Origin of the sequence: Streptomyces sp. NBC_00691, assembly GCF_036226665.1 — a bacterium.
GTDB lineage: Bacteria > Actinomycetota > Actinomycetes > Streptomycetales > Streptomycetaceae > Streptomyces.
This window is the reverse complement of record NZ_CP109007.1, coordinates 4,499,722-4,518,026: the sequence shown is the minus strand read 5'-3', so window position 1 is coordinate 4,518,026 and position 18,305 is coordinate 4,499,722. Positions and strand designations below refer to the sequence as shown.

Below are 18,305 nucleotides of genomic sequence, written 5' to 3'. Positions count from 1 at the left end.
CTCAGCCCTCCTGTCCCGGATGAGCCGCCTTCTGCAGGGCCTCCACGCGGTCCGTGCGCTCCCAGGTGAACTCGGGCAGCTCGCGGCCGAAGTGGCCGTACGCGGCCGTCTTCGCGTAGATCGGCCGCTTGAGGTCCAGATCGCGGATGATCGCCGCGGGCCGCAGGTCGAAGACCGCGCTGACGGCCTCCTGGATCCGCTCGTCCGGCAGGGTGCCCGTGCCGAAGGTCTCGACGAAGAGACCGACCGGTTCGGCCTTGCCGATGGCGTACGCCACCTGGACCTCGCAGCGGCGGGCGAGGCCGGCCGCGACGACGTTCTTGGCGACCCAGCGCATCGCGTACGCCGCCGACCGGTCGACCTTCGACGGGTCCTTGCCGGAGAAGGCGCCGCCGCCGTGCCGGGCCATGCCGCCGTACGTGTCGATGATGATCTTCCGGCCGGTGAGTCCGGCGTCGCCCATGGGGCCGCCGACCTCGAAGCGCCCGGTGGGGTTGACCAGGAGCCGGTAGCCGTCGGACTCCAGGCTGACGCCCTCCTCGACCAGCTCCTTGAGGACGTGCTCGACGACGTACTCGCGCACGTCGGGGGTGAGCAGGCCCTCGACGGAGATGTCGGCGGCGTGCTGCGAGGAGACGACGACCGTGTCCAGGCGGACCGGGCGGTCCCCGTCGTACTCGATGGTGACCTGGGTCTTCCCGTCCGGGCGCAGGTACGGCACGGTGCCGTTCTTGCGGACCTCGGTGAGGCGGCGGGAGAGCCGGTGGGCGAGCGCGATCGGCAGCGGCATCAGCTCGGCCGTGTCGTCGCAGGCGTAGCCGAACATCAGGCCCTGGTCCCCGGCGCCCTGCGCGTCGAGCTCGGCGTCCTCTCCCGTCCGGGAGCGTCCCTCGACCCGGGACTCGTACGCCGTGTCCACGCCCTGCGCGATGTCCGGCGACTGGGCGCCGATGGACACCGAGACGCCGCAGGAGGCGCCGTCGAAGCCCTTCGCGGAGGAGTCGTAGCCGATGTCGAGGACGGCCTCGCGGACCAGCTTCGCTATCGGCGCGTACGCCGTCGTGGTGACCTCGCCGGCGATGTGCACGAGACCCGTGGTGATCAGGGTCTCCACCGCGACCCGCGAGGACGGGTCCTCGGTGAGCAGCGCGTCGAGGATGGTGTCGCTGATCCGGTCGGCGATCTTGTCGGGGTGTCCCTCGGTCACCGACTCGGAGGTGAAGAGGCGGCGGCTCATGCCTGGGCCTCCACCGGGGTCTTGAAGAAGTGCTGCTCGATGGCACCGAGGGTGCGGATGGACTCGACCTCGAGGGTCTCCATCTGGATGGCGGTGCCGCTCTCCTGCTCCAGGAGGAAGACGAACTCGACGAAGGACAGCGAGTCGATGAGCCGGTTCTCGATCAGGTCGAGGTCGGCCGCGATGTCGTCGCGCTCGGGGTGACGCTCGAGGATCCAGTTCTTCACCGTCTGCAGGCCGTCGGCCATGGTTGCTCTCCTTTAGCTGCTAATGGATGGGTGTGGCGGGCGCGATGATCGGTGCGGCCACCGCCACCGCGTAGTCCACGTCGTGGCTGATGGACACGGTGATCTCGGTGATGCCGGACTCGGCGGCCATCTCGGCGGCCGCCCGGTGGAGTTCCACGAGCGGCCAGCCGCCCTCGGAACGCCGCACCACGATGTCCGGCCAGGGCAGGAACCTGCCCCTGACCCGTAAGGTCTTGAAGGCCGCTTCCTTGGCCGCGATCCGCCCGCACAGGCTCAGTACGTCGAGCCCGGAGGAGGTACGGCAGTCGGCGAGCTCGCCGGGGGTGAGCATCCGCTCGAAGAACCGCTCCCCGTACTGGGCGAGGAGCCTGCGGACACGGTTGACGGACACGATGTCCATGCCGAGGTTCGCCCACCCCAGGCCGCCCGCCGGCGGGGCGGCGGGACGGGCCGGCACGTCAGATCACCGGCCCGGCCGCGCCACTCGCACCGGCCCGCATGCGGGCGTTCGCGTCGAGCACCGCCTCGGTCGCCGCCTGCCAGTCGCCGTGGCGGCGGGTCAGGGCGGACAACCAGCGTTCGAGGCCGAAGGCGACACAGCTGGTGAAGGCCGGTCCGCCGGTCGACTCCAGGGTGATGTCGCAGCGGTCGCCGAAGAAGTTCCGGTGGGTGTTGACCGAGGCGATCGCCAGGTCCTCGTACAGGAACTCGTACTTCACCGGGGTGAGCCGCTGGAGGACGGCCTTCGAGCCGCCCTTGTCGAAGAACGGGTCGCAGGCGGCCTCCCTGCGCAGCGGCAGATCGAGCGCCGCGGCGAAGGACTGGATGCGGGTGGTGAAGTCGGCGAGGTGCGTCTCGGCGTGCTCGCGCGCACCGATGGCGACGATCTCCCTCATGCGGAAGCCGAGTTGGCGCCGCATGCCCTCGTAGTGGGTCTCCTTGCGGAAGCACCAGGAGCAGATCGTGACGAGGGTGTCGTCGGCGACCGCGGTGCCCTGGTGGTCGAGGTAGACGGCGTAGCAGGACGCCGAGGGCAGTCCGAGGCCGGCCGGTTCGAGGGCGGCCGTGGGCCACTCGCCGCGCTCGCCGTCGAAGGGGGCGCCGAGGCGACCCTCCAGGTCGAGCGGGGCGGCGAGGACGGCCTGGTGCGGGAAGTTGTCGTAGTAGTCCAGCTTCGCCAGGTCGGCGGCCGGCAGGAGCGGGGGCATGGTCATCGGGCGGGCGCCCGCGGTCACACCCCAGCTCTCGAAGGTGTCGTCGAGGAGCCGCAGCAGGCGGGTCCCCTCCGGCCCGAGCGAGGGGAGACCCCTCGTCGAGCCCACGTTCTCCCCGGCGTGCGCGGGGGTCGTCACGGTCATGATCTCTTCACCTCTCGGGTGGGAGGTCCGGGCCCCGGCCGCTCAGACGACGGGCAGGGTGTCGTCGGAGAAGATCCCGGTCTTCAGGAAGAAGGCGAGCGGCTTGCGGATCGCCTTGCGCTCGTGGGGGCGGCGGTTCGCGTCGGCGACCAGAGCGTTGCGCAGGGCCAGCGGGTCGGGGATGCCGGCGTCGCGGTACACGTGGGGGTTGTAGAGGGAGTTGACGCTGTAGACGACGTACCGCTTGAGGTACGCCTCGACCTCGCGGACCCGCTCGGCGCTCACGGCCTGGCACATCCGGCCGTAGAGCAGGGAGACCAGCTCGCGCCCGAAGGCGATGTGGCGGGACTCGTCCTGGTGGTGGATGCGGTTGACCTCGCGGATGGTGTGGCAGAGCGAGGCGTCCTTCGCCATCCGGGCGTTGTAGTGGTCGACGAGCTCCTCGAAGAAGAGGATGCGGGTGAAGACGAGGAAGTTCTCGACCTCGGGCTCCCAGGCGGCGTCGGCGCGCATGGCGGTGGAGCCGTAGATCTTGTGGCCGTAGCGGCGGCAGAACTCGGAGAAGAACCACATGTGTTCGTTCTCCTCACCGATGAAGTGGTGGAAGAAGTCCGAGGGCACTTCGAAGCCGGGCATGTGGATGCGGCCGACGACCTCGATGAGGAGCTCGCGGATGCCGTGCACGTTGAGGCTGTAGAAGTTGACGGACTCCCACTTCGACAGGCGCTGAAGCGTCTCCTCGTCGAGGGCGTCGTAGTGCTCGGTGCCGTAGACGGTGAGCAGCTCCGGGGTCATCCAGAAGCGGTTCTCCTCCAGCGTCTCGGGCCACTGGAAGGTCTGGTACGGGTTGTAGTAGTCCTCGACGGAGCGCTCGCTGAGCCGCTCCAGGACCTCCATGAACCGGTCGGTGACGGGCAGGGGGGCGGTGGCGCCCATGATGGTGCTCCTCTTCGTTCGGGGCTCGGTTCGCCTCCGGGGGCCTTGAGCCGGGCTCACTCGCCCTCAGGCTCAAGGGGTGCGGGGCCTGGGGCCCTCAGGGCCGGACTTCGTAGACCGCGTTCACCGGGGTCTCGGTGGCACGCCGCCAGCGGGTGAAGCCGGCCTCCTGCGCGATGGCCCGGAAGGCCTTCTCGCCGGAGTGGTTGCCGAGCGCGTGCGGGCCGCGCTGGGCGACCGCGACGGGCAGGCACATGACGGCGGACAGGGCCATGAACATGCGGGCGGCGGGCGTCTGCGCGTCGATGTCCTGCGGGGACACGTTCGACTCGACGAGCATCCAGGTCCCCTCCGCGTCGAGGGACTTGTGGACGTGCTGGGCGGCGGCGACCGGGTCGCCCATGTCGTGCAGGGCGTTGAAGAAGCAGACCAGGTCGTAGCCGGAGCCCGGGTAGTCGTCGGCCGACGCCACCTCGAAGACGACCCGCTCGGAGAGCCCCGCCTCCTCGGCGAGCTCCCGTGCGATCGAGATGGCCTCCTCCGAGTAGTCGAAGCCGTGCACGGTGGCGTTCGGGAAGGCCTTCGCGATGAGCAGCGTGGTGTGGCCGACGCCGCAGCCCACGTCGGCGACGGTGCCGCCGCCGGCGAGCTTGTCGGTGACCTGGTGGAGGGCGGGCAGCCAGTCGGCGACGAGCTTGTGCTCGTACGTCGGCTGGAAGAAGGAGCCCATGCCGGTGTCGAGGGCCGCGTCGTGCTCGGCCCAGCCGACCCCGTCACCGGTGCGGTACGCCTCCACGAGCAGGTCCTCGGTGGCGTACAGCGCCTTGAGGGCGGTGAAGAACCCGGCGGCGTACGTGACGGCCTTCGGGTCCGCGAGCACCTCGACGTGGTCGGCGGGCAGCGTGTACGTGAGGGAGCTGGGGTGCCGCTCGACGTACCCGGCCGAGAGCTGGGCGTGCAGCCACTCCTCGATGTACCGCTCGTTCGTGCCGGTCGCCTCGGCGAGTGCGGCGGAGGTGAGCGGGCCCCGCTCGGCGAGGGCCTGGTAGAGACCGAGGCGCTGGCCGAGGGAGACGGTCAGGCCGCGGACGGCCGCGCCCGCGTCGGTGATGACCCTCTGGTGGAAGTCGTGGGCGCTCACGCGGCCGCCTCCTCGTAGCCGTTCGCGCCCGGCAGGTCGCAGGTGAACAGGAAGGACCGGGGGACGCGAGGGACCGAGCGGGCCGGCACCGGGTAGGGCCAGCGCCCGAAGTCGGCGCCGTCCTCACCGGGCTGCCTGACCTCGCGTACGTCCCAGCCGCAGTCGGCGAGCAGCGCCTCGGGCTCCTCGGTCCCGAAGAGCCAGGGGTTGCCGTCCTCGTCCAGGGCCTTCATGAAGCCGCGGGCGAGCGGGTTCTCCAGGGCGGCCTTGGAGATGACGTCGCCGAGCAGCACGGAGCCGGGGGCGGCGTGCGCGGAGAGCGTCGATATGAGGGTCCGTACGGCCTGCTCCGGCAGGAAGAACAGCAGTCCTTCCACCACCCACAGGACGGGCTCCTCGCTCTTCCAGCCCGCCTCCTTGAGGGGGCCGGTCCAGTCCTGGGTGAGGTCCACGGGGACGGTGATCCGGTCACGGCCGGCCGGCTTCGGCTCCTTCGCGAGCATCTCGGCCTTGGCCTCCAGGAGGGCCGGGCGGTCGAGCTCGTAGACGGTGACGCCGTCGGGCCAGGGCAGCCGGAAGAAACGGGTGTCCATGCCGGCGGCGAGGAAGACGACCTGGCGGATGCCCCGCTCCTCCACGGCCCGCACGATGGCGCGGTCGAGGTAGGTGGTGCGGATGGCGAGGAACGGCACGGTGCCGCCGCCCGCGTAGCGCTCGAGCAGTTCGAAGCCGATCTGGTCGGCGACGGTGCGCGCGTAGGGATCGGCGAACAGCCGGTCCTCGCGCTCGGTCTCCAGGGCGCGCGCGGCGGCGGTCCACTGGGCGGTGCGGGATACGGCCTCCACAGGAGGTCCCCCTTCACTTCGGTGGATGTACGGGGCTTCGGGCGGTCCGTGCGTACGGACGGACCGGTGGTACGGACGGCCGTGTTCAGGCGCCCGACGAAGGACGGTTCGTCAGGCGCTCATGACCGGGACACAGGTCTTGGCCGGTCGCGCACAGGCGACGGGGTCCTCGGCCGCGGGCATCGACGACAGATGGTCGGCCTCGGAGTCGGCGGGGCGCCGGCGGAAGATGCTGTGCAGGATCATGCTGAACACGGCCGTCCCGTCGGAGGCCACCAGGGTGCACCGCGGCTTGACGGTGCCGGTGGCGGGATTGAACGGCGACGGGGTGGAGCCGAGGATCTCGACGCGCGCGGCGAGGACGTCGCCCGGGCGGACGGGCCGCAGGTAGCGGACCTCGTCGATGCCGGGCGAGCCCATACAGGCGCTGTAGGCGAGCAGTCCGTCGACGTAGCGGCGCATGAACATCGCCTGGGTGTGGAATCCGCTCGCGATCAGTCCGCGGAACTGCGACTGCTCCGCGCGCTCGGGGTCCGTGTGGAAGGGCTGCGGATCGAAGCGCCTGCCGAACTCCAGCACCTCCTCCGCCGTGACGGTGACGGCGCCCAGCTCATGGACGTCGCCGGGCCGGAAGTCCTCGAAGTAGCGCATCGTGCGCCCCCCTTGACCTAGGAGTGGTCTTTCCCTGGCACCCACCAATCTACGAATCAGTCATTTATTTTGTCAACCCAAAAGAAGCCCTCAAGAGGTGCTATCCGAGGGGTTGTTCGGGCGCCGGAGTGTCGCTCCGGCCGGCCGTCCGGCCGAGGGCCTGCTCGATGTCGGCCCACAGGTCCTCGACGTCCTCGATGCCGACCGACATCCGTACGAGCCCCGGGGCTATCCCCGCGGCCTCCAGGGCGGCCGCGTCGAGCTCCCGGTGGGACGTGGACGCCGGATGGGTCACGAGGGTCTCCACGCCGCCGAGGGAGAGCGCGAGCCGGGCCACCCGCACCCGCTCGATGAAGGCCCGGCCGGCCTCCCGGCCCCCCGCGAGCTCGAAGGCGAGCAGCCCCCCGCCCGCGGAGAGAACCTTCCGGGCGCGTTCGTACGAGGGGTGGCCGGGCAGCCCTGGGTAGTGGACGGCCGTGACGCCGGGGTGGGCGGCGAGCCGCTCGGCGAGGGCGGCGGCGCCGGCGCAGTGCTCGCGCATCCGCAGCGGCAGGGTGGGGATCCCGCGCAGGGTCAGCCAGGCGGCGAACGGGTCCGCGCAGGCGCCGAGTTCGACCGTGCGGGGCCAGATCCGGCGGCGCAGCCCGTCGTCGGCGAAGACGGCGGCGCCCCCGAGGACGTCCGAGTGCCCGGAGAGGTACTTGGTGGTGGAGTGCACCACGATGTCGGCGCCGTGCTCCAGGGGGCGGCACAGCACGGGCGAGGCGAGCGAGTTGTCGACGACGCCGGTCACCCCGAGCGCGCGGGCGACGGAGAGCAGCCCCGGAAGGTCGGGGACCTGGCCCGTGGGGTTGGCGATGGTCTCCAGGACGAGCAGCCGGGTGGCGGGGTGCACAGCGGCGGCCTCGAACTCGGCCGGATCCTCGCCGGATATCCGCACGACCTCGATCCCGTACCGCTCGGCCAGGTCGGCGAGGACGGCATGGGTCCCGCCGTACAGGCAGCGCTGGGCCACCACCCGGTCACCGGGCCGCAGCAGGGCGAGCAGGACCCCGCTGAGGGCGCCCATGCCCGAGGCGAAGGCGAGGGCCCCGGCGCCGCCCTCGAGGCCGGCGAGGGTCTGCTCCAGGGCCCGTACGGTCGGGTTGCCGCGGCGGCTGTAGACGTACGCCCCGTCGGGTCCCGCCATGGCGTCGGCGAGGTCGGCGGCGGACTCGAAGGCGAAGGCGGAGGACTGCACGAGGGGCACGGAGAGCGGCCGACTGCCCGACGGGAGCGGCTCGTTGACGACATGGACGGCGCGGGTGCTGAGTTCCACGGAAGTCCCTTTCCGGATGCTGTACGGGAGACGGGATACGGAAAGGGGCCGCCCGACGTCCGGGGGCGGACATCGGGCGGCCCCTTCGGGGCGGGGATCAGGCGGAGACCTTCTCGCCCTGCGGCGCGGGGGCGGCGGCCTCGGCCGCGACCGCCTTGTCGCTCTTCATGACGAGGAGGGTGATCACACCGCCGACGGCGGCGATGATCGCGGCGCCGATGAAGGCGGACGAGAAGCCGTCCGTCAGCTTCGGCAGGTTGCCGAGCTGGTCGGCGCCCTGGGACATGGCGACGGCGGTCAGCGCGGCGAGACCGAGCGCGGAGCCGACGTTGTAGGTGGTGTTGACGATGCCGGAGGCGAGACCGGCCTGCTCCTGCGGAGCGCCGGACATGGCGGTCATCATCGTCGGGATGTAGGCGAGGGACATGCCGAGCGCGGCGACCAGCGAGGCCGGGAGGACGTCGACGAGGAAGGAGCCGGTGGGCGGGACGGCGGCGAGCCAGACCAGACCGGCCGCGAGGACCAGCAGACCTCCGGCGATGAGCGGCTTGGCGCCGACCTTCATCATGAGCCGGGCCGTGATGGCCGTCATGAAGATCATGAGGAGCACGGTCATCGGGAGCAGGGCGGCACCGGACTCGAAGGCACCGAAGCCCAGCACCTGCTGGAGGTACAGGTTGAGGAAGTACCACATCGGGATCCAGGCGGCGCCGAGCAGCGTCATGGCCAGGTTGGCGGAGCCGAGGCGCGGGACCCGCCAGACACTGAGCGGCATGAGCGGCTCGCTGATGCTCTTCTGGATCACGAAGAAGAGAACCAGGAGGGCGGCGGCACCGACCAGCTGGAGGATCGTCCCGGTGGAGCCCCAGCCGACCTCGGGGGCGCGGACGACGGCGAAGACGGCGAGCGCGAGACCGGCGGTGACGGCGACGGCGCCGAGGATGTCGACGGAGCCGCGGCGGGACTCGACGTTCGGAAGGAGCCTGGTGGCGGCGAGGGTCGCGAGGCCGATCGGGATGTAGATGATGAAGACCCACTGCCAGCTCATCCACTCGGTGAAGACGCCGCCGAGGAAGACGCCCGCGGTGCCTCCGGCCGGGGCGGCGGCACCGTAGAGCGCCATCGCCTTGCCGAGCTCCTTCGGGTCGTGCATGAAGAGGATCATCAGCAGGGTCATGGCGGAGGGCGCGATGAGCGCACCGCCGACACCCTGGACGGCGCGGCCCGCGATCTCGACCCAGGCGGTCTGGGCGGCGGCGGCCAGGACCGAACCGGCGATCATGACGGCCCAGCCGGCGACGAAGATCTTGCGGGCTCCGACGAGGTCGGAGAGGCGTCCGCCGAGGAGCAGGAGGCCGCCGAAGACGATCACGTAGGCGTTGAAGATCCACTGGAGCTCGCTCTGCGAGAAGCCCAGGTCCTTCTGCATCTCGGGGAGCGCGACCCCGATGATCGACGTGTCCATGATGACCATGAACTGTGCGGCGGCGAGCACGACAAGTGCCCACCAGCGCCGGGGATTGACGGTTGACATTGCCCTGACCCTTCACTCGCAGCGGCCCCCGAGCGATCCCGACCGGGACTCGGGGCATACCCCTAGGGGGTACCTGTGCGCAGCACCGTAGCATACCCATGGGGGGTATGTAAGGGTGAGATGAAAGCGCTACCGGGGACGCGGGTGAAGCGAGCCTTCCGGCCCGCCCGCCGGGCAGAATGCCCCCATGACCGCCGAGGAAGAGCAGCACGACCACACCGCAGCCCCGGACCCCGCGCTCCTCCAGCGCTGGAACGCCACCCTGCGCGCCGCCCGCGCCGGCCGCGAGGGCCCCGACCCCACCCCGTACGGCCGCAACCTGCTGACCCGCTGGGCCGAGCCGCAGCGCCGCTACCACACGGTCGACCACCTCCGGGCGGTCCTCACCCGCATCGACGAACTGGCCGACCAGGGCGGCGAGGGAGGGGAGTTGGAGCTCGTACGGCTCGCCGCCTGGTTCCACGACGCGGTCTACCGGCCCGACCGCTCCGAGAACGAGGAACGCTCGGCCGTCCTCGCCGAGAAGGCACTCACCGAGGCCGGACTCACCCCGCACGAGGTCGCCGAGGTCGCCCGCCTGGTCCGCCTGACGGTCACTCACGACCCGGCCCCCGGGGACCTGAACGGCGAGACCCTCTGCGACGCGGACCTCGCGATCCTGGCGACCGACCCCGATACCTACGCGGGGTATGCGGCCGCGGTCCGCGAGGAGTACGGCTTCGTCCCCGAAGACGCCTTCCGCACGGGCCGCGCGACGGTCCTCCGCCAACTCCTCGGACTGCCCCGCCTTTTCCGTACGCCTTATGGGGCGGCGGTGTGGGAGGAGAGGGCGCGGGAGAACCTGGAACGCGAACTCGCTGAATTGACGGACATGTCCGGTACGGGGTGAGCGCGCTCACGAGCCGACGCCAAAATGTGACGAGGAACGACTTCTGCCGCCGGTAAGATCATTTTCGTTTGTCTTCACCCGCGAGAGATGCCAGGAAAGCACATGAAACTGCGAAGGGCCCTTCCGATCGCCGCCGCGCTGCCGGCCCTCCTCGCGATATCCGCGTGCAGCGGGGAATCGGCGGATTCAGGCGACGGGAAGGCAAAGGCGAGCGCGAGCGCGAAGAGCACCCCCGGCGCCCCGAGCGCCGATGACAAGGCGGCCGCAGAGGCCGAGCGCATCGGCGCCATGGCCCCGCGGACCCTGGAGAAGGCGACACTCTCCGGCACGAGCAACGGCTTCGAGATCAAGAAGGTCGCCGAGGCCGACGTCGAGGCCGGCCGCAGCATGAAGGCCGACAAGGCCGAGTGCCAGCCGCTCGCGAGCCTGGCCGGCGGCTTCACCCAGGTCCCCGCGGTCGCTGTGGAACACCGCTCGCTCGAACCCGCCGAGGCGAAGAACGCCACCGTCGGCTCGATGTGGCTGGCCTCCCACTCGGTGAAGAACGCGGAGAAGGTCATGGCGGACCTGCGGACCTCCGTCAAGGAATGCCCCGGCGGCTTCAAGACCCTCGGCCTGACCTACACGTCGGTCGAGACGGTGAAAGCCCCCACCACGGGCGACGAGTCCCTCGGCTACCGCATCACCAATGTCGTCGGCAAGCAGAACGTCACCATGACCTACACCGTGGTCCGGAAGGACGGTGCGGTCGCGGTCTTCTACGGCGTGAACATGCTGACCCCGAAGAACAGCGCAATGCCGGAGGGCATCGTCAAGGCCCAGGTGGCCCAGCTGGGCTGAGCCCCGCGCCCGTGTACACGAAGACCCCCGTGCACACCGAGCATCCCCACCGAACAGAAACGCCCGGCCGGGAATTACCCGGTCGGGCGTTTCTGTTCAGTGGAGCGGTTTCAGCAATCCGGTCGGACTACTTCGGGTACATGGTGATCGAGTCGCCGTAGATGGAAATGACGACCTCCACCAGATTGGTCTCCTCGCCGTTCGGCTTCTTCTTGCCGATGATCCCGAGTCCGGGGTCGAACGAGCAGACCCGGTAGTCCGGAGCCGTACCCTGGCGCCAGTCGCCGCGGGCACACTTCGTCTCGGCCATGTGGAAGACCTTCTTGAGCACGTCGTTGCCCGTCGAGGCCTTCCAGATTCCCTTGCCCGAATCGACCTGGCTGCCCCCCTCGAAGTGGTAGTCGCGGACGTCGTCGTAGAACCAGTCGTTGAGCACCACCTCCATGCACAGCCCGGGGATCGACCAGTTGCCGAAGTTGGGGGCGGCGGCCGCCCGGGCGGTGAAGGAAGCCTGCCGCACGGAGGAGGACGAGGCGTACGTCGTGTACGTCGCGTACGACACCCCCGACGCGGACGACTTCGGAGGCACCGGGCAGGACGGCGCGACCTTCTTCAGCCGCGCCAGCATGTCCTGGTACTTCTCGACCAGCCGCTTGGCGGCCTTCGACGCGTCGAAGAACTTGTCGACCGCCCTGCCGATCCGGTACAGCGCCTTCGCCACCGCGGGGATCTTCAGGACGGGGACGAGATTCGCCGCCACGTCGAGGAGGGCCCACATGCAGGCCTCGAAGTCCCAGGTGGACAGACACTCCTTGATGTTGGCGAGGCCGAACAGTTCGAGCAGGATCGCGCCACCGTTGGCCTTGACCCACTCGATGATGTCCCCCGCCGCCAGGTCCCGCGCGGCCCTGTACTCGTCGACGCACGTCTGACCGCACGTCGCGAGCAGCAGTGCCTCGTCGTCCTGCGTGAGCTGCGGCCCGTCGAAGACGGACCCCGCGTCGACCTGCGCGGCGCGCTCGGCGATCAGCCGCTGGCGCTCCTCCTCCTCGGCCCGCTTGGCGGCCTCGTCGGCCTCCTTCGCGAGCGAGTCCGCGTTCGACGCGGCGGTCTCGGCCGCGTCCGCGTCGCTCTCGGCCCGGGTGGCCGTGGAGCGGGCGCTCGCCGCGTCGTTCTCCGCCGTGGTCGCCGCCGCACGGGCGCTGGAGGCATCCCGTTCGGCCTCGGTCGCGGCACTGTCGGCCGCGAACGCGTCGGCCTCCGCCGCGCCGGCGGCGAACGAGGCCTGGACCGCGTCCGTACCCGCCTGCATGGCGTAGCCGTCGGCCCGCTTGGCGGCGGCGTCGGCGGCCTTCGCCGCCTTCTCCGCCTCCGCGGCCGCGGTCTGCGCCCGCTTGGACGCCTTGGCCGCGCGCTCCGCGTCCTTGGCCGCCGCCGCTGCCGCCTCGGCGGCCAGCTTGTCGTCGGCCGCCGCCTGCGCCGCGAGACGCTGGGCCTCGGCCGAGTAGGACGCGGCCAGGGCCGCGTTCGCCTCGGCGGCCTTCGCCTGCTGCTCCGAGAGGGTCAGCGCGCTCTGACCGGTGAGGACCGCGAACGCCGCCGACGCGTCGGTCTCCTGGTAGGGAGTGCCGATGGCGATGGCCTCGTTGGCCGGCTTGACGGCCTGCGTCGCGGTGTCCCGCGCCGCGCCCGCCGCCGTCGCGACGGCGTACGCGTACCCGGCCGTCTTGGCCGCCCACTGGGCGGTCTTGACCGCCTCGACGTGGGCCGCCGCGGCCTCCTTCTTCGCGAGGGCCGCCGCGGCGGACGCCTTCTTGGAGTCCTCCTCGGCCTGCTTCGCGTTGCGCGCCGCCGCCTCCGAGGCGTCGATCGCCTCGGCTGCCGCCGCGTGGGCGGCCGCGGCCGAACCGGCGGCGGTCATGTACGCGGCCCAGGCGTTGTCCGCCGAGGCCCTGGACCGCTGGGCGGCCCCCTGCGCACGGGTCGCCGCCGCACGGGAGTTGGTCGCGGCGGTGGTCGCCGCGTTCGCCGCCGCACGCGCGTTGGTCGCGGCGGTCGTCGCCTCGTCCGCAGCCGCACGGGCCTCGTTCGCCGCTTCCCGGGTCTCGGTCGCGGCTTCGGTGCCCGCGGCGGCCTGAGCGGCCGCCTCCGTGGCTGCCGCCCTCGCGTCCGCGGCCTTCTTGGCCCGCTCCGCGGTGACGGCCCGGTCGCGGGCCAGCCTGGCCTGCGCCTCCGCCTCCTCCGCGTCGGCACGCCTGGTCGACGCGGTGGCGCCGGCGCCGTCCGCGGTGGCGCGGGCGGTACTCGCCTTGCCCTGCTCCTCCAGGGCACGGGCCTCAGCCGCAGAGGCCTTGTCCCGCTCCGCCTCGGCGGTCGCCCGCTCGGCGGCGGCGACGGCCCGCTCCATCTCGGCCTCGGCGCGCTCGGCCTGCGCCGTCGCGGCGGCCTGCTTGGCCTCCTGCTCCTCCCTCTCCGCGGTGGCCTGGGCCTCCTTGGCGATCTTCAGGTTCGCCTCGGCCTCGGCGGCCTGCCGGTCGGCGCTGTCCGCGGCGGCCTTCGCCTGGGCGGCGGCCTCCTGGGCGGCGATGCGGCGGAACTCGGTCTTCACCGCGTGCGACTGCGTCTGGGCCAGCGCGAGCAGCGTCTGGGACGTCGACACCGTGGCCGTGGTCGCGTTGAACGCGGTCTCCGTCGCCTTCGCGGCGGCCGTGGCGGCCGCGCCGGAGGCGCGGGCGACCTGGACCGACTGCTGGGCGTACATCAGACCCCGGCCGCGCGGTACCTCGGAGGCGTCCGCGATGGCCCAGGCCTGCTGCTGGCCGGTCACCGCGCGCTGCGCGGCGGCGGTGGCCAGGGCTGCCTGTTCGTCGGCCTTGGTGACCAGCGTCCGGACCCGGCCCTGGGCGTTCGTCAGGTCGGTCTTCGCCTTGTCGAAGAGGGCCTGCTTCGGCTTGAGGATGTGGTCCGGGTCGCGGGCGAGCTGGTCGTGCCAGTACTTCTGCCAGCGCAGGATCTGGTCCGCGCGCCACGCCTGGCCGATGGCCTCGATCATGTGGGCGGCGGCGGCCCGGGTCGCGGCGGCCGCGTCGGCCTCCGCCTGCATGATGACGGCCCGCGGGGCGGCCTGACCCGCGTACTCCGCCTCCCACTCGGCCGAGGCCTGCGAGACGGCTTCGCTCAGGGCGTTGCGCGGGTCCACCGGGTCGGCGTGGTTGCACGTGGCCCACGCCTGCTTCAGGTTCTCTACCTCGATACGGAAGGCCGCGCTGCCCTCGGTGACCTTCTGGGCAGGAAAGCCGCCGTGCCGCAGGTACGTGGCGATGTCGGCGGAGGTCGTACCGCCGTAGAAACGGCTGTTGTTGACGTTGGAGTCCCGCAGCATGAAGTCGGCCGCGAAGTCGTGCCAGCTGTCCTTGCCGCGGTTCTGCTCGGTGATCTGGCGGGCCTTGGCGATCGCCTCGGGGCTCGCGTTGGTGTGCGCGTCCCAGCCCAGACGGCCGGCCAGCTTCGCCTGGACGGAGAGGGTGAAGCCCGCGACGTCGGCGCCGAACTCCGGCGCGTGCAGCGTGATCCCGTCGTCGAACGAGCTCATCGCGTACGGCCGGTTGGCGTCCTCCAGGAGGGCCCGCTGGGCCGCGAAGGCGTCCAGGTAGGCGTAACCGGCTTCCCGGTCCTGGTCGTTGGCCTTGCCCAGCGGCATGAAGCCGATCCAGCCGCGGTCGCCGATGACGGACGCGAGGTCGTCGTCGGTGCCGGACAGGCCCTGGATGGCCACGGACTTCGTCCTGGCGCCGCCCGCGTGCAGGGCGACACCCGCGACGCACCGGTCGAGGCGCGGGGTGGAGCGCACGTCGCTGATGACCGCGGCGAGTTCGTTGAGCCTGCGCAGCGCGTCGTCCGCGGCGTTGAAGATCGTCCGCATGCCGTCGGAGACCTTCTCGATCGCCAGCGCGAGCGCGGGGATGCGACCCACGATCACGGACGACGAGGGGACGTCGACGAGCTCCCAGAGGCAGTCGTCGACGTCTCGCGAGGCCAGGCACTCCTTGACCTTGGCCGCGTCGAGCTGGTCGAAGAGGATCTGCCCGCCGTTCGCGGTCGCCCACTCGACGACGTTCACGGAGACGGCCGCGAGGCCCTTCCGGTAGTCGTCGACGCAGGTCTGGCCACAGGCGTCGAGGAGGATCTTCTCCTCGCGCTCACCGAGCGCCGGCCAGTTGTTCGCACCGCCCTTGATGGGCGTGGTGCCCTCTTCCAGGGCGGCCTGGTGCGCGGCCTCGTTCTTCTCGCGCTGTTCCTGCTCGGCCTTCTTCGCGGCCTCTTCCGCGGCGGAGCTGTCGCCCTCCGCGTCACCGGCCTTCGTCTCGGCGTCCTTGGCGTTCTTCTCCGCCTCGGCCGCCTTCTTCGCGGCCTCCTCGGCGGCCTCGGAGGACCGGCCCGCCTTCTCGTTCGCCTCGGCAGCGTGCTTCTCGGCCGCGGTGGCCTCACGGTCGGCCTCGGCGGCCGCGCTGCTCGCGTCGTCCGCGGTGCCGCGGGCGGTGAGGGCGTCGTTCCCGGCCTGCTGTGCGTGGCCGGACGCGGCGTCGGAAGCGGACTTCGCGCCCTTCTGCGCGTCGGAGGCGCCGGCCGCCGACGCCTGGGCGCGGGTCACGGCCTCGGCGGCCCGGGCCGAATCACTCGCGGCGCGCGCGGCGGCCTCGGCCGCGAGCTTCGCGTCGCCGGTGGCCTGCGCGGCGGTCTGCTGCGCGGACTCCGCGGCCGCGGCCGCCTCGGTGGCCTTGGCCTCCGCGGCCGCCGCCTGCTGCTCGGCGAGCGTCTTCGACGACTGGCCGACGAGCACGGCGAGCGCGGCCGAACTGTCCTTCTCCTTGTACGGCGTGCCGATGGAGATGGCCTCGCTGGAGGCGGCGACGGCCGCGTTGGCGCTGTCGCGCGCGGCGAGCGCGGCCTGGCCGGCGGCGTACGCCCGGCCCACCACGGTCCCGGCGGACTTCACGGCCTCGGCGGCACTCGTCCCGGCCGCGAGCGACTCCTGCTCGGCCTTCTTGGCGAGCGTGGTGGCGTTCTCCGACGCGGTGGCGGCGTTGTCGGCCCGGGTGGCCGCGTCCTGGGACGCGTCGAGGGCGACGGCTGCGGCGGCGTGCGCGGTGGAGGCCGCGCCGAGGGAGGTGTGGTAAGCCGACCACGCGCTCACCGCGTTGGCCTGGGCCCGCTGGGCGGCGCCTTCGGCCGTGGTGGCGGCGGTGCGCGCGGAGACCGCCGCGGCGGTGGCCTGGTCGGCCGCCGTCTGCGCGGCGGCCGCGGCCTGCACGGCCTCGTTCGCGGCCGTCCGTGCGGCGGTGGCCGCCGCCCGGGTCTCCCCGGCGGCCGCGCTGCCCGCGGCGGCGGTCGCCGCCGCCTCCAGAGCCGCGGCACGGGCCGCGGTGGCCTGCTTGGCCCGGAGCGCGGCGATGGCCTTCTCCCGGGCGGTCTGCGCGGCCTTCGCCTTCTCGTCGGCGACCTTGCGCTTCGCCGTCGCGTCGACGGTCGCCGTCCCGGCGGCGGTGTCGGCGTTCTTGGCCGTCGTCTGCTGGGTCGTCGCCCGCTGCTCGGCCTCCTCCGCCTTGGTCCGCTCGGTGGCGGCCTTGGTGCGCGAGGCGACGGCGGTGGCCTTCTCGGCCTCCGCCTTCGCCCGCTCGGCGGCGGCCGTGGCGGCGGCGGTCTTGGCCTGGTCGCGCTTCTGCTCGGCCGTCGTCCGCGCGGACTTCGCGGTGGCGGCGCTCTCTGCGGCCGCGGCGGCGTTGGCTTCGGCGCTGTCGGCCGCGGCCTTCGCCTGGGAGGCGGCCTCCTCCGCGGCGACGCGACGGAACTCGGTGCTGATCGCGTGCGACTCGGTCTGTGCCTTGGCGAGCAGCGCGTCGCTGGTGGCGGCCGTGGCGTTCGCCGCGTTCATGGCCGTCTCGGTCGCCTTCGCGGCGGCCGCGGCGGCCGCCGCGGAGGCGCGGGTGACCTGGACCGACTGCTGGGCGTACATCAGACCCCGGCCACGCGGCACATGGTCGGCGTCGGCGACGGCCCACGCCTGCTGCTGCGCGGCGGCGGCCTTCTGCGAGGCGACGGCGGCCTTCGCGGCCCACGCCTTGGCCGACGTGACCGCGGCGGCCGCGTCGGCGCGCGTCCGGGCGAGATCGGCCGTGGCCTTGTCGTACATCGCCTGGTCGGGCTTGTCGAAGATGGTGCCGGGGTCCCTGGCGAGCAGGTCCGTCCAGTACGCGCGCCAGGTCGTGATCTGGTCGGCGAACCAGGCGAGACCGATGGCCTCGACCATGTCGTCGGCGGCCTCGCGGGTGGCGAGGGCGGCGTCGGCCTCGGCCTGGATGATCGTGGCGCGCTGGGTGGTCTGACCGGCGTACTCCTGCTCCCACTCGACCATGGCGCTCATGACCGGGGCGTTGAGGACGCGGCGGGGGTCGACCGGGTTCTGGAAGTCACAGGCGGCCCAGGCCTGCTTGAGGTTCTCGACCTCGACGCGGTACTCGGCGGAGTCCCTCGCGGGCGTCTCGGTCGCGTAGCCGCCGTGCCGCAGGTAGGACGCGATGTCGCTGGAGGTCGTACCCCGGGTGTACTGGGTGTTCTTGACCTCGCTGTCCCGCAGCATGAACTCGACGTAGAAGTCGTGCCAGTCGTCCTTGCCCAGGTTCTCCTGCATGATGGCGCGGGCGCGGGCGACGGCTTCGGGGCTGGCGTTGCTGTGGCCGTCCCAGCCGAGCTGCCACGCGAGTTCCTTCTGCGTGACGCCGGTGAAGTAGGTGACGTCCGCGCCGAACGCGGGAGCGTGCCACTCCATGTCATCGCTGGCCCAGGCCGATTCGCGGTAGACCTTGTTGGCGTCGTCGAGGGCGGTCCTGCGGCTGCCGACGAGGGCGGAGTAGACCCCGGCGGCGTCCTCGTCCGCGTCGCGGGCCACCCCGAGGGGGCCGTAGCCGATCCAGCCGACGTCCCCGACGGTCTCCCGCAGCTGGGACTCGGTGCCGGTGAGGCCCGCGATGGCCTTGGCCTTCATGAGCGGGCCGCCGACGTGCAGTGCCACTCCGGTGAGGCAGCGGTCGAGACGGCGGTCCTCACCGATGCTGTTGCGTCCGTAGCCGGTGTCCTGCTCGGGCTCGGTGTCGGCCGCCGCGACGGGCGAGGCCTGGATCGCGCCGACGAGGACGGCGGAGGCGGTCAGGAGGGCGGTGATGCTGGTCGCCCGTGTCAGGGCGGACCGTATGCGACGCCGGCGTCTGCCGACGTCTCTGAGCAATGACATGTTCTGCCTTGCAGTCTCGC

At 72.0% G+C, this 18,305-nt stretch carries 13 protein-coding genes; 2 read left to right on the top strand and 11 right to left on the bottom strand.

Going from position 1 to position 18,305, the window contains the following annotated elements:
* Position 1 precedes the first annotated feature (1 nt).
* The 10 genes from metK to OG392_RS20410 form a co-directional block, all read right to left on the bottom strand.
* Positions 2 to 1,237 (bottom strand): methionine adenosyltransferase, encoded by a 1,236-nt coding sequence (gene metK / locus OG392_RS20455; RefSeq protein ID WP_329281453.1) that lies wholly within the window; start codon positions 1,235 to 1,237, stop codon positions 2 to 4.
* Positions 1,234 to 1,485: an acyl carrier protein gene (locus OG392_RS20450; RefSeq protein ID WP_328943334.1), complete on the bottom strand. Its 252-nt coding sequence runs from the start codon at positions 1,483 to 1,485 to the stop codon at positions 1,234 to 1,236. Before OG392_RS20450 ends, metK begins: the two co-directional genes overlap by 4 nt.
* A 19-nt stretch (positions 1,486 to 1,504) precedes the next feature.
* Positions 1,505 to 1,942 carry a holo-ACP synthase gene (gene acpS / locus OG392_RS20445; protein WP_051820623.1) on the bottom strand — a complete coding sequence of 146 codons (438 nt, stop codon included), beginning with the start codon at positions 1,940 to 1,942 and terminating at the stop codon, positions 1,505 to 1,507.
* Position 1,943: 1 nt separating this feature from the next.
* Entirely contained in the window at positions 1,944 to 2,843 is a 900-nt protein-coding gene (locus tag OG392_RS20440) for a hypothetical protein (RefSeq protein WP_329281450.1), read from the bottom strand.
* A 42-nt stretch (positions 2,844 to 2,885) separates the two neighbouring features.
* Positions 2,886 to 3,779: a diiron oxygenase gene (locus OG392_RS20435; protein WP_329281448.1), complete on the bottom strand. Its 894-nt coding sequence runs from the start codon at positions 3,777 to 3,779 to the stop codon at positions 2,886 to 2,888.
* Positions 3,780 to 3,876: 97 nt separating this feature from the next.
* The gene (locus tag OG392_RS20430) at positions 3,877 to 4,920 is read right to left on the bottom strand and encodes a class I SAM-dependent methyltransferase (RefSeq protein ID WP_329281446.1); all 1,044 of its coding nucleotides are present in this window, start codon (positions 4,918 to 4,920) and stop codon (positions 3,877 to 3,879) included.
* On the bottom strand, positions 4,917 to 5,765 hold the full coding sequence (locus OG392_RS20425) for a class I SAM-dependent methyltransferase (protein WP_329281444.1): 849 nt from the start codon (positions 5,763 to 5,765) through the stop codon (positions 4,917 to 4,919). Before OG392_RS20425 ends, OG392_RS20430 begins: the two co-directional genes overlap by 4 nt.
* A gap of 111 nt (positions 5,766 to 5,876) precedes the next feature.
* Positions 5,877 to 6,416 (bottom strand): MaoC family dehydratase, encoded by a 540-nt coding sequence (locus OG392_RS20420; RefSeq protein ID WP_329281441.1) that lies wholly within the window; start codon positions 6,414 to 6,416, stop codon positions 5,877 to 5,879.
* 100 nt (positions 6,417 to 6,516) lie between these two features.
* On the bottom strand, positions 6,517 to 7,734 hold the full coding sequence (locus OG392_RS20415; protein ID WP_329281437.1) for a trans-sulfuration enzyme family protein: 1,218 nt from the start codon (positions 7,732 to 7,734) through the stop codon (positions 6,517 to 6,519).
* Between the two features lie 97 nt (positions 7,735 to 7,831).
* A complete protein-coding gene (locus OG392_RS20410; protein WP_329281435.1) occupies positions 7,832 to 9,268 on the bottom strand; it encodes an MFS transporter in 1,437 nt (478 codons plus the stop codon).
* A gap of 187 nt (positions 9,269 to 9,455) precedes the next feature.
* Between OG392_RS20410 and OG392_RS20405 the strand changes: the two genes are divergently transcribed.
* Positions 9,456 to 10,157, top strand: a complete 702-nt coding sequence (locus tag OG392_RS20405; protein ID WP_329281433.1) for an HD domain-containing protein — start codon at positions 9,456 to 9,458, stop codon at positions 10,155 to 10,157.
* Between the two features lie 102 nt (positions 10,158 to 10,259).
* The gene (locus OG392_RS20400) at positions 10,260 to 10,997 is read left to right on the top strand and encodes a hypothetical protein (protein ID WP_329281431.1); all 738 of its coding nucleotides are present in this window, start codon (positions 10,260 to 10,262) and stop codon (positions 10,995 to 10,997) included.
* Between the two features lie 127 nt (positions 10,998 to 11,124).
* Here OG392_RS20400 and OG392_RS20395 read toward each other — a convergent pair whose 3' ends face one another.
* Complete coding sequence (locus tag OG392_RS20395; protein WP_329281429.1) at positions 11,125 to 18,285, bottom strand: hypothetical protein; 7,161 nt, start codon at positions 18,283 to 18,285, stop codon at positions 11,125 to 11,127.
* Between the last annotated feature and the right edge of the window lie 20 nt (positions 18,286 to 18,305).

Excerpts from the sequence above, each read along its gene's own strand:
- OG392_RS20450 (WP_328943334.1), bottom strand. The coding sequence starts at position 1,485 with ATGGCCGACGGCCTGCAGACGGTGAAGAACTGGATCCTCGAGCGTCAC.
- OG392_RS20420 (WP_329281441.1), bottom strand. The coding sequence starts at position 6,416 with ATGCGCTACTTCGAGGACTTCCGGCCCGGCGACGTCCATGAGCTGGGC.
- metK (WP_329281453.1), bottom strand. The coding sequence starts at position 1,237 with ATGAGCCGCCGCCTCTTCACCTCCGAGTCGGTGACCGAGGGACACCCC.
- OG392_RS20435 (WP_329281448.1), bottom strand. The coding sequence starts at position 3,779 with ATGGGCGCCACCGCCCCCCTGCCCGTCACCGACCGGTTCATGGAGGTC.
- OG392_RS20410 (WP_329281435.1), bottom strand. The coding sequence starts at position 9,268 with ATGTCAACCGTCAATCCCCGGCGCTGGTGGGCACTTGTCGTGCTCGCC.
- OG392_RS20400 (WP_329281431.1), top strand. The coding sequence starts at position 10,260 with ATGAAACTGCGAAGGGCCCTTCCGATCGCCGCCGCGCTGCCGGCCCTC.
- OG392_RS20440 (WP_329281450.1), bottom strand. The coding sequence starts at position 2,843 with ATGACCGTGACGACCCCCGCGCACGCCGGGGAGAACGTGGGCTCGACG.
- OG392_RS20405 (WP_329281433.1), top strand. The coding sequence starts at position 9,456 with ATGACCGCCGAGGAAGAGCAGCACGACCACACCGCAGCCCCGGACCCC.
- OG392_RS20395 (WP_329281429.1), bottom strand. The coding sequence starts at position 18,285 with ATGTCATTGCTCAGAGACGTCGGCAGACGCCGGCGTCGCATACGGTCC.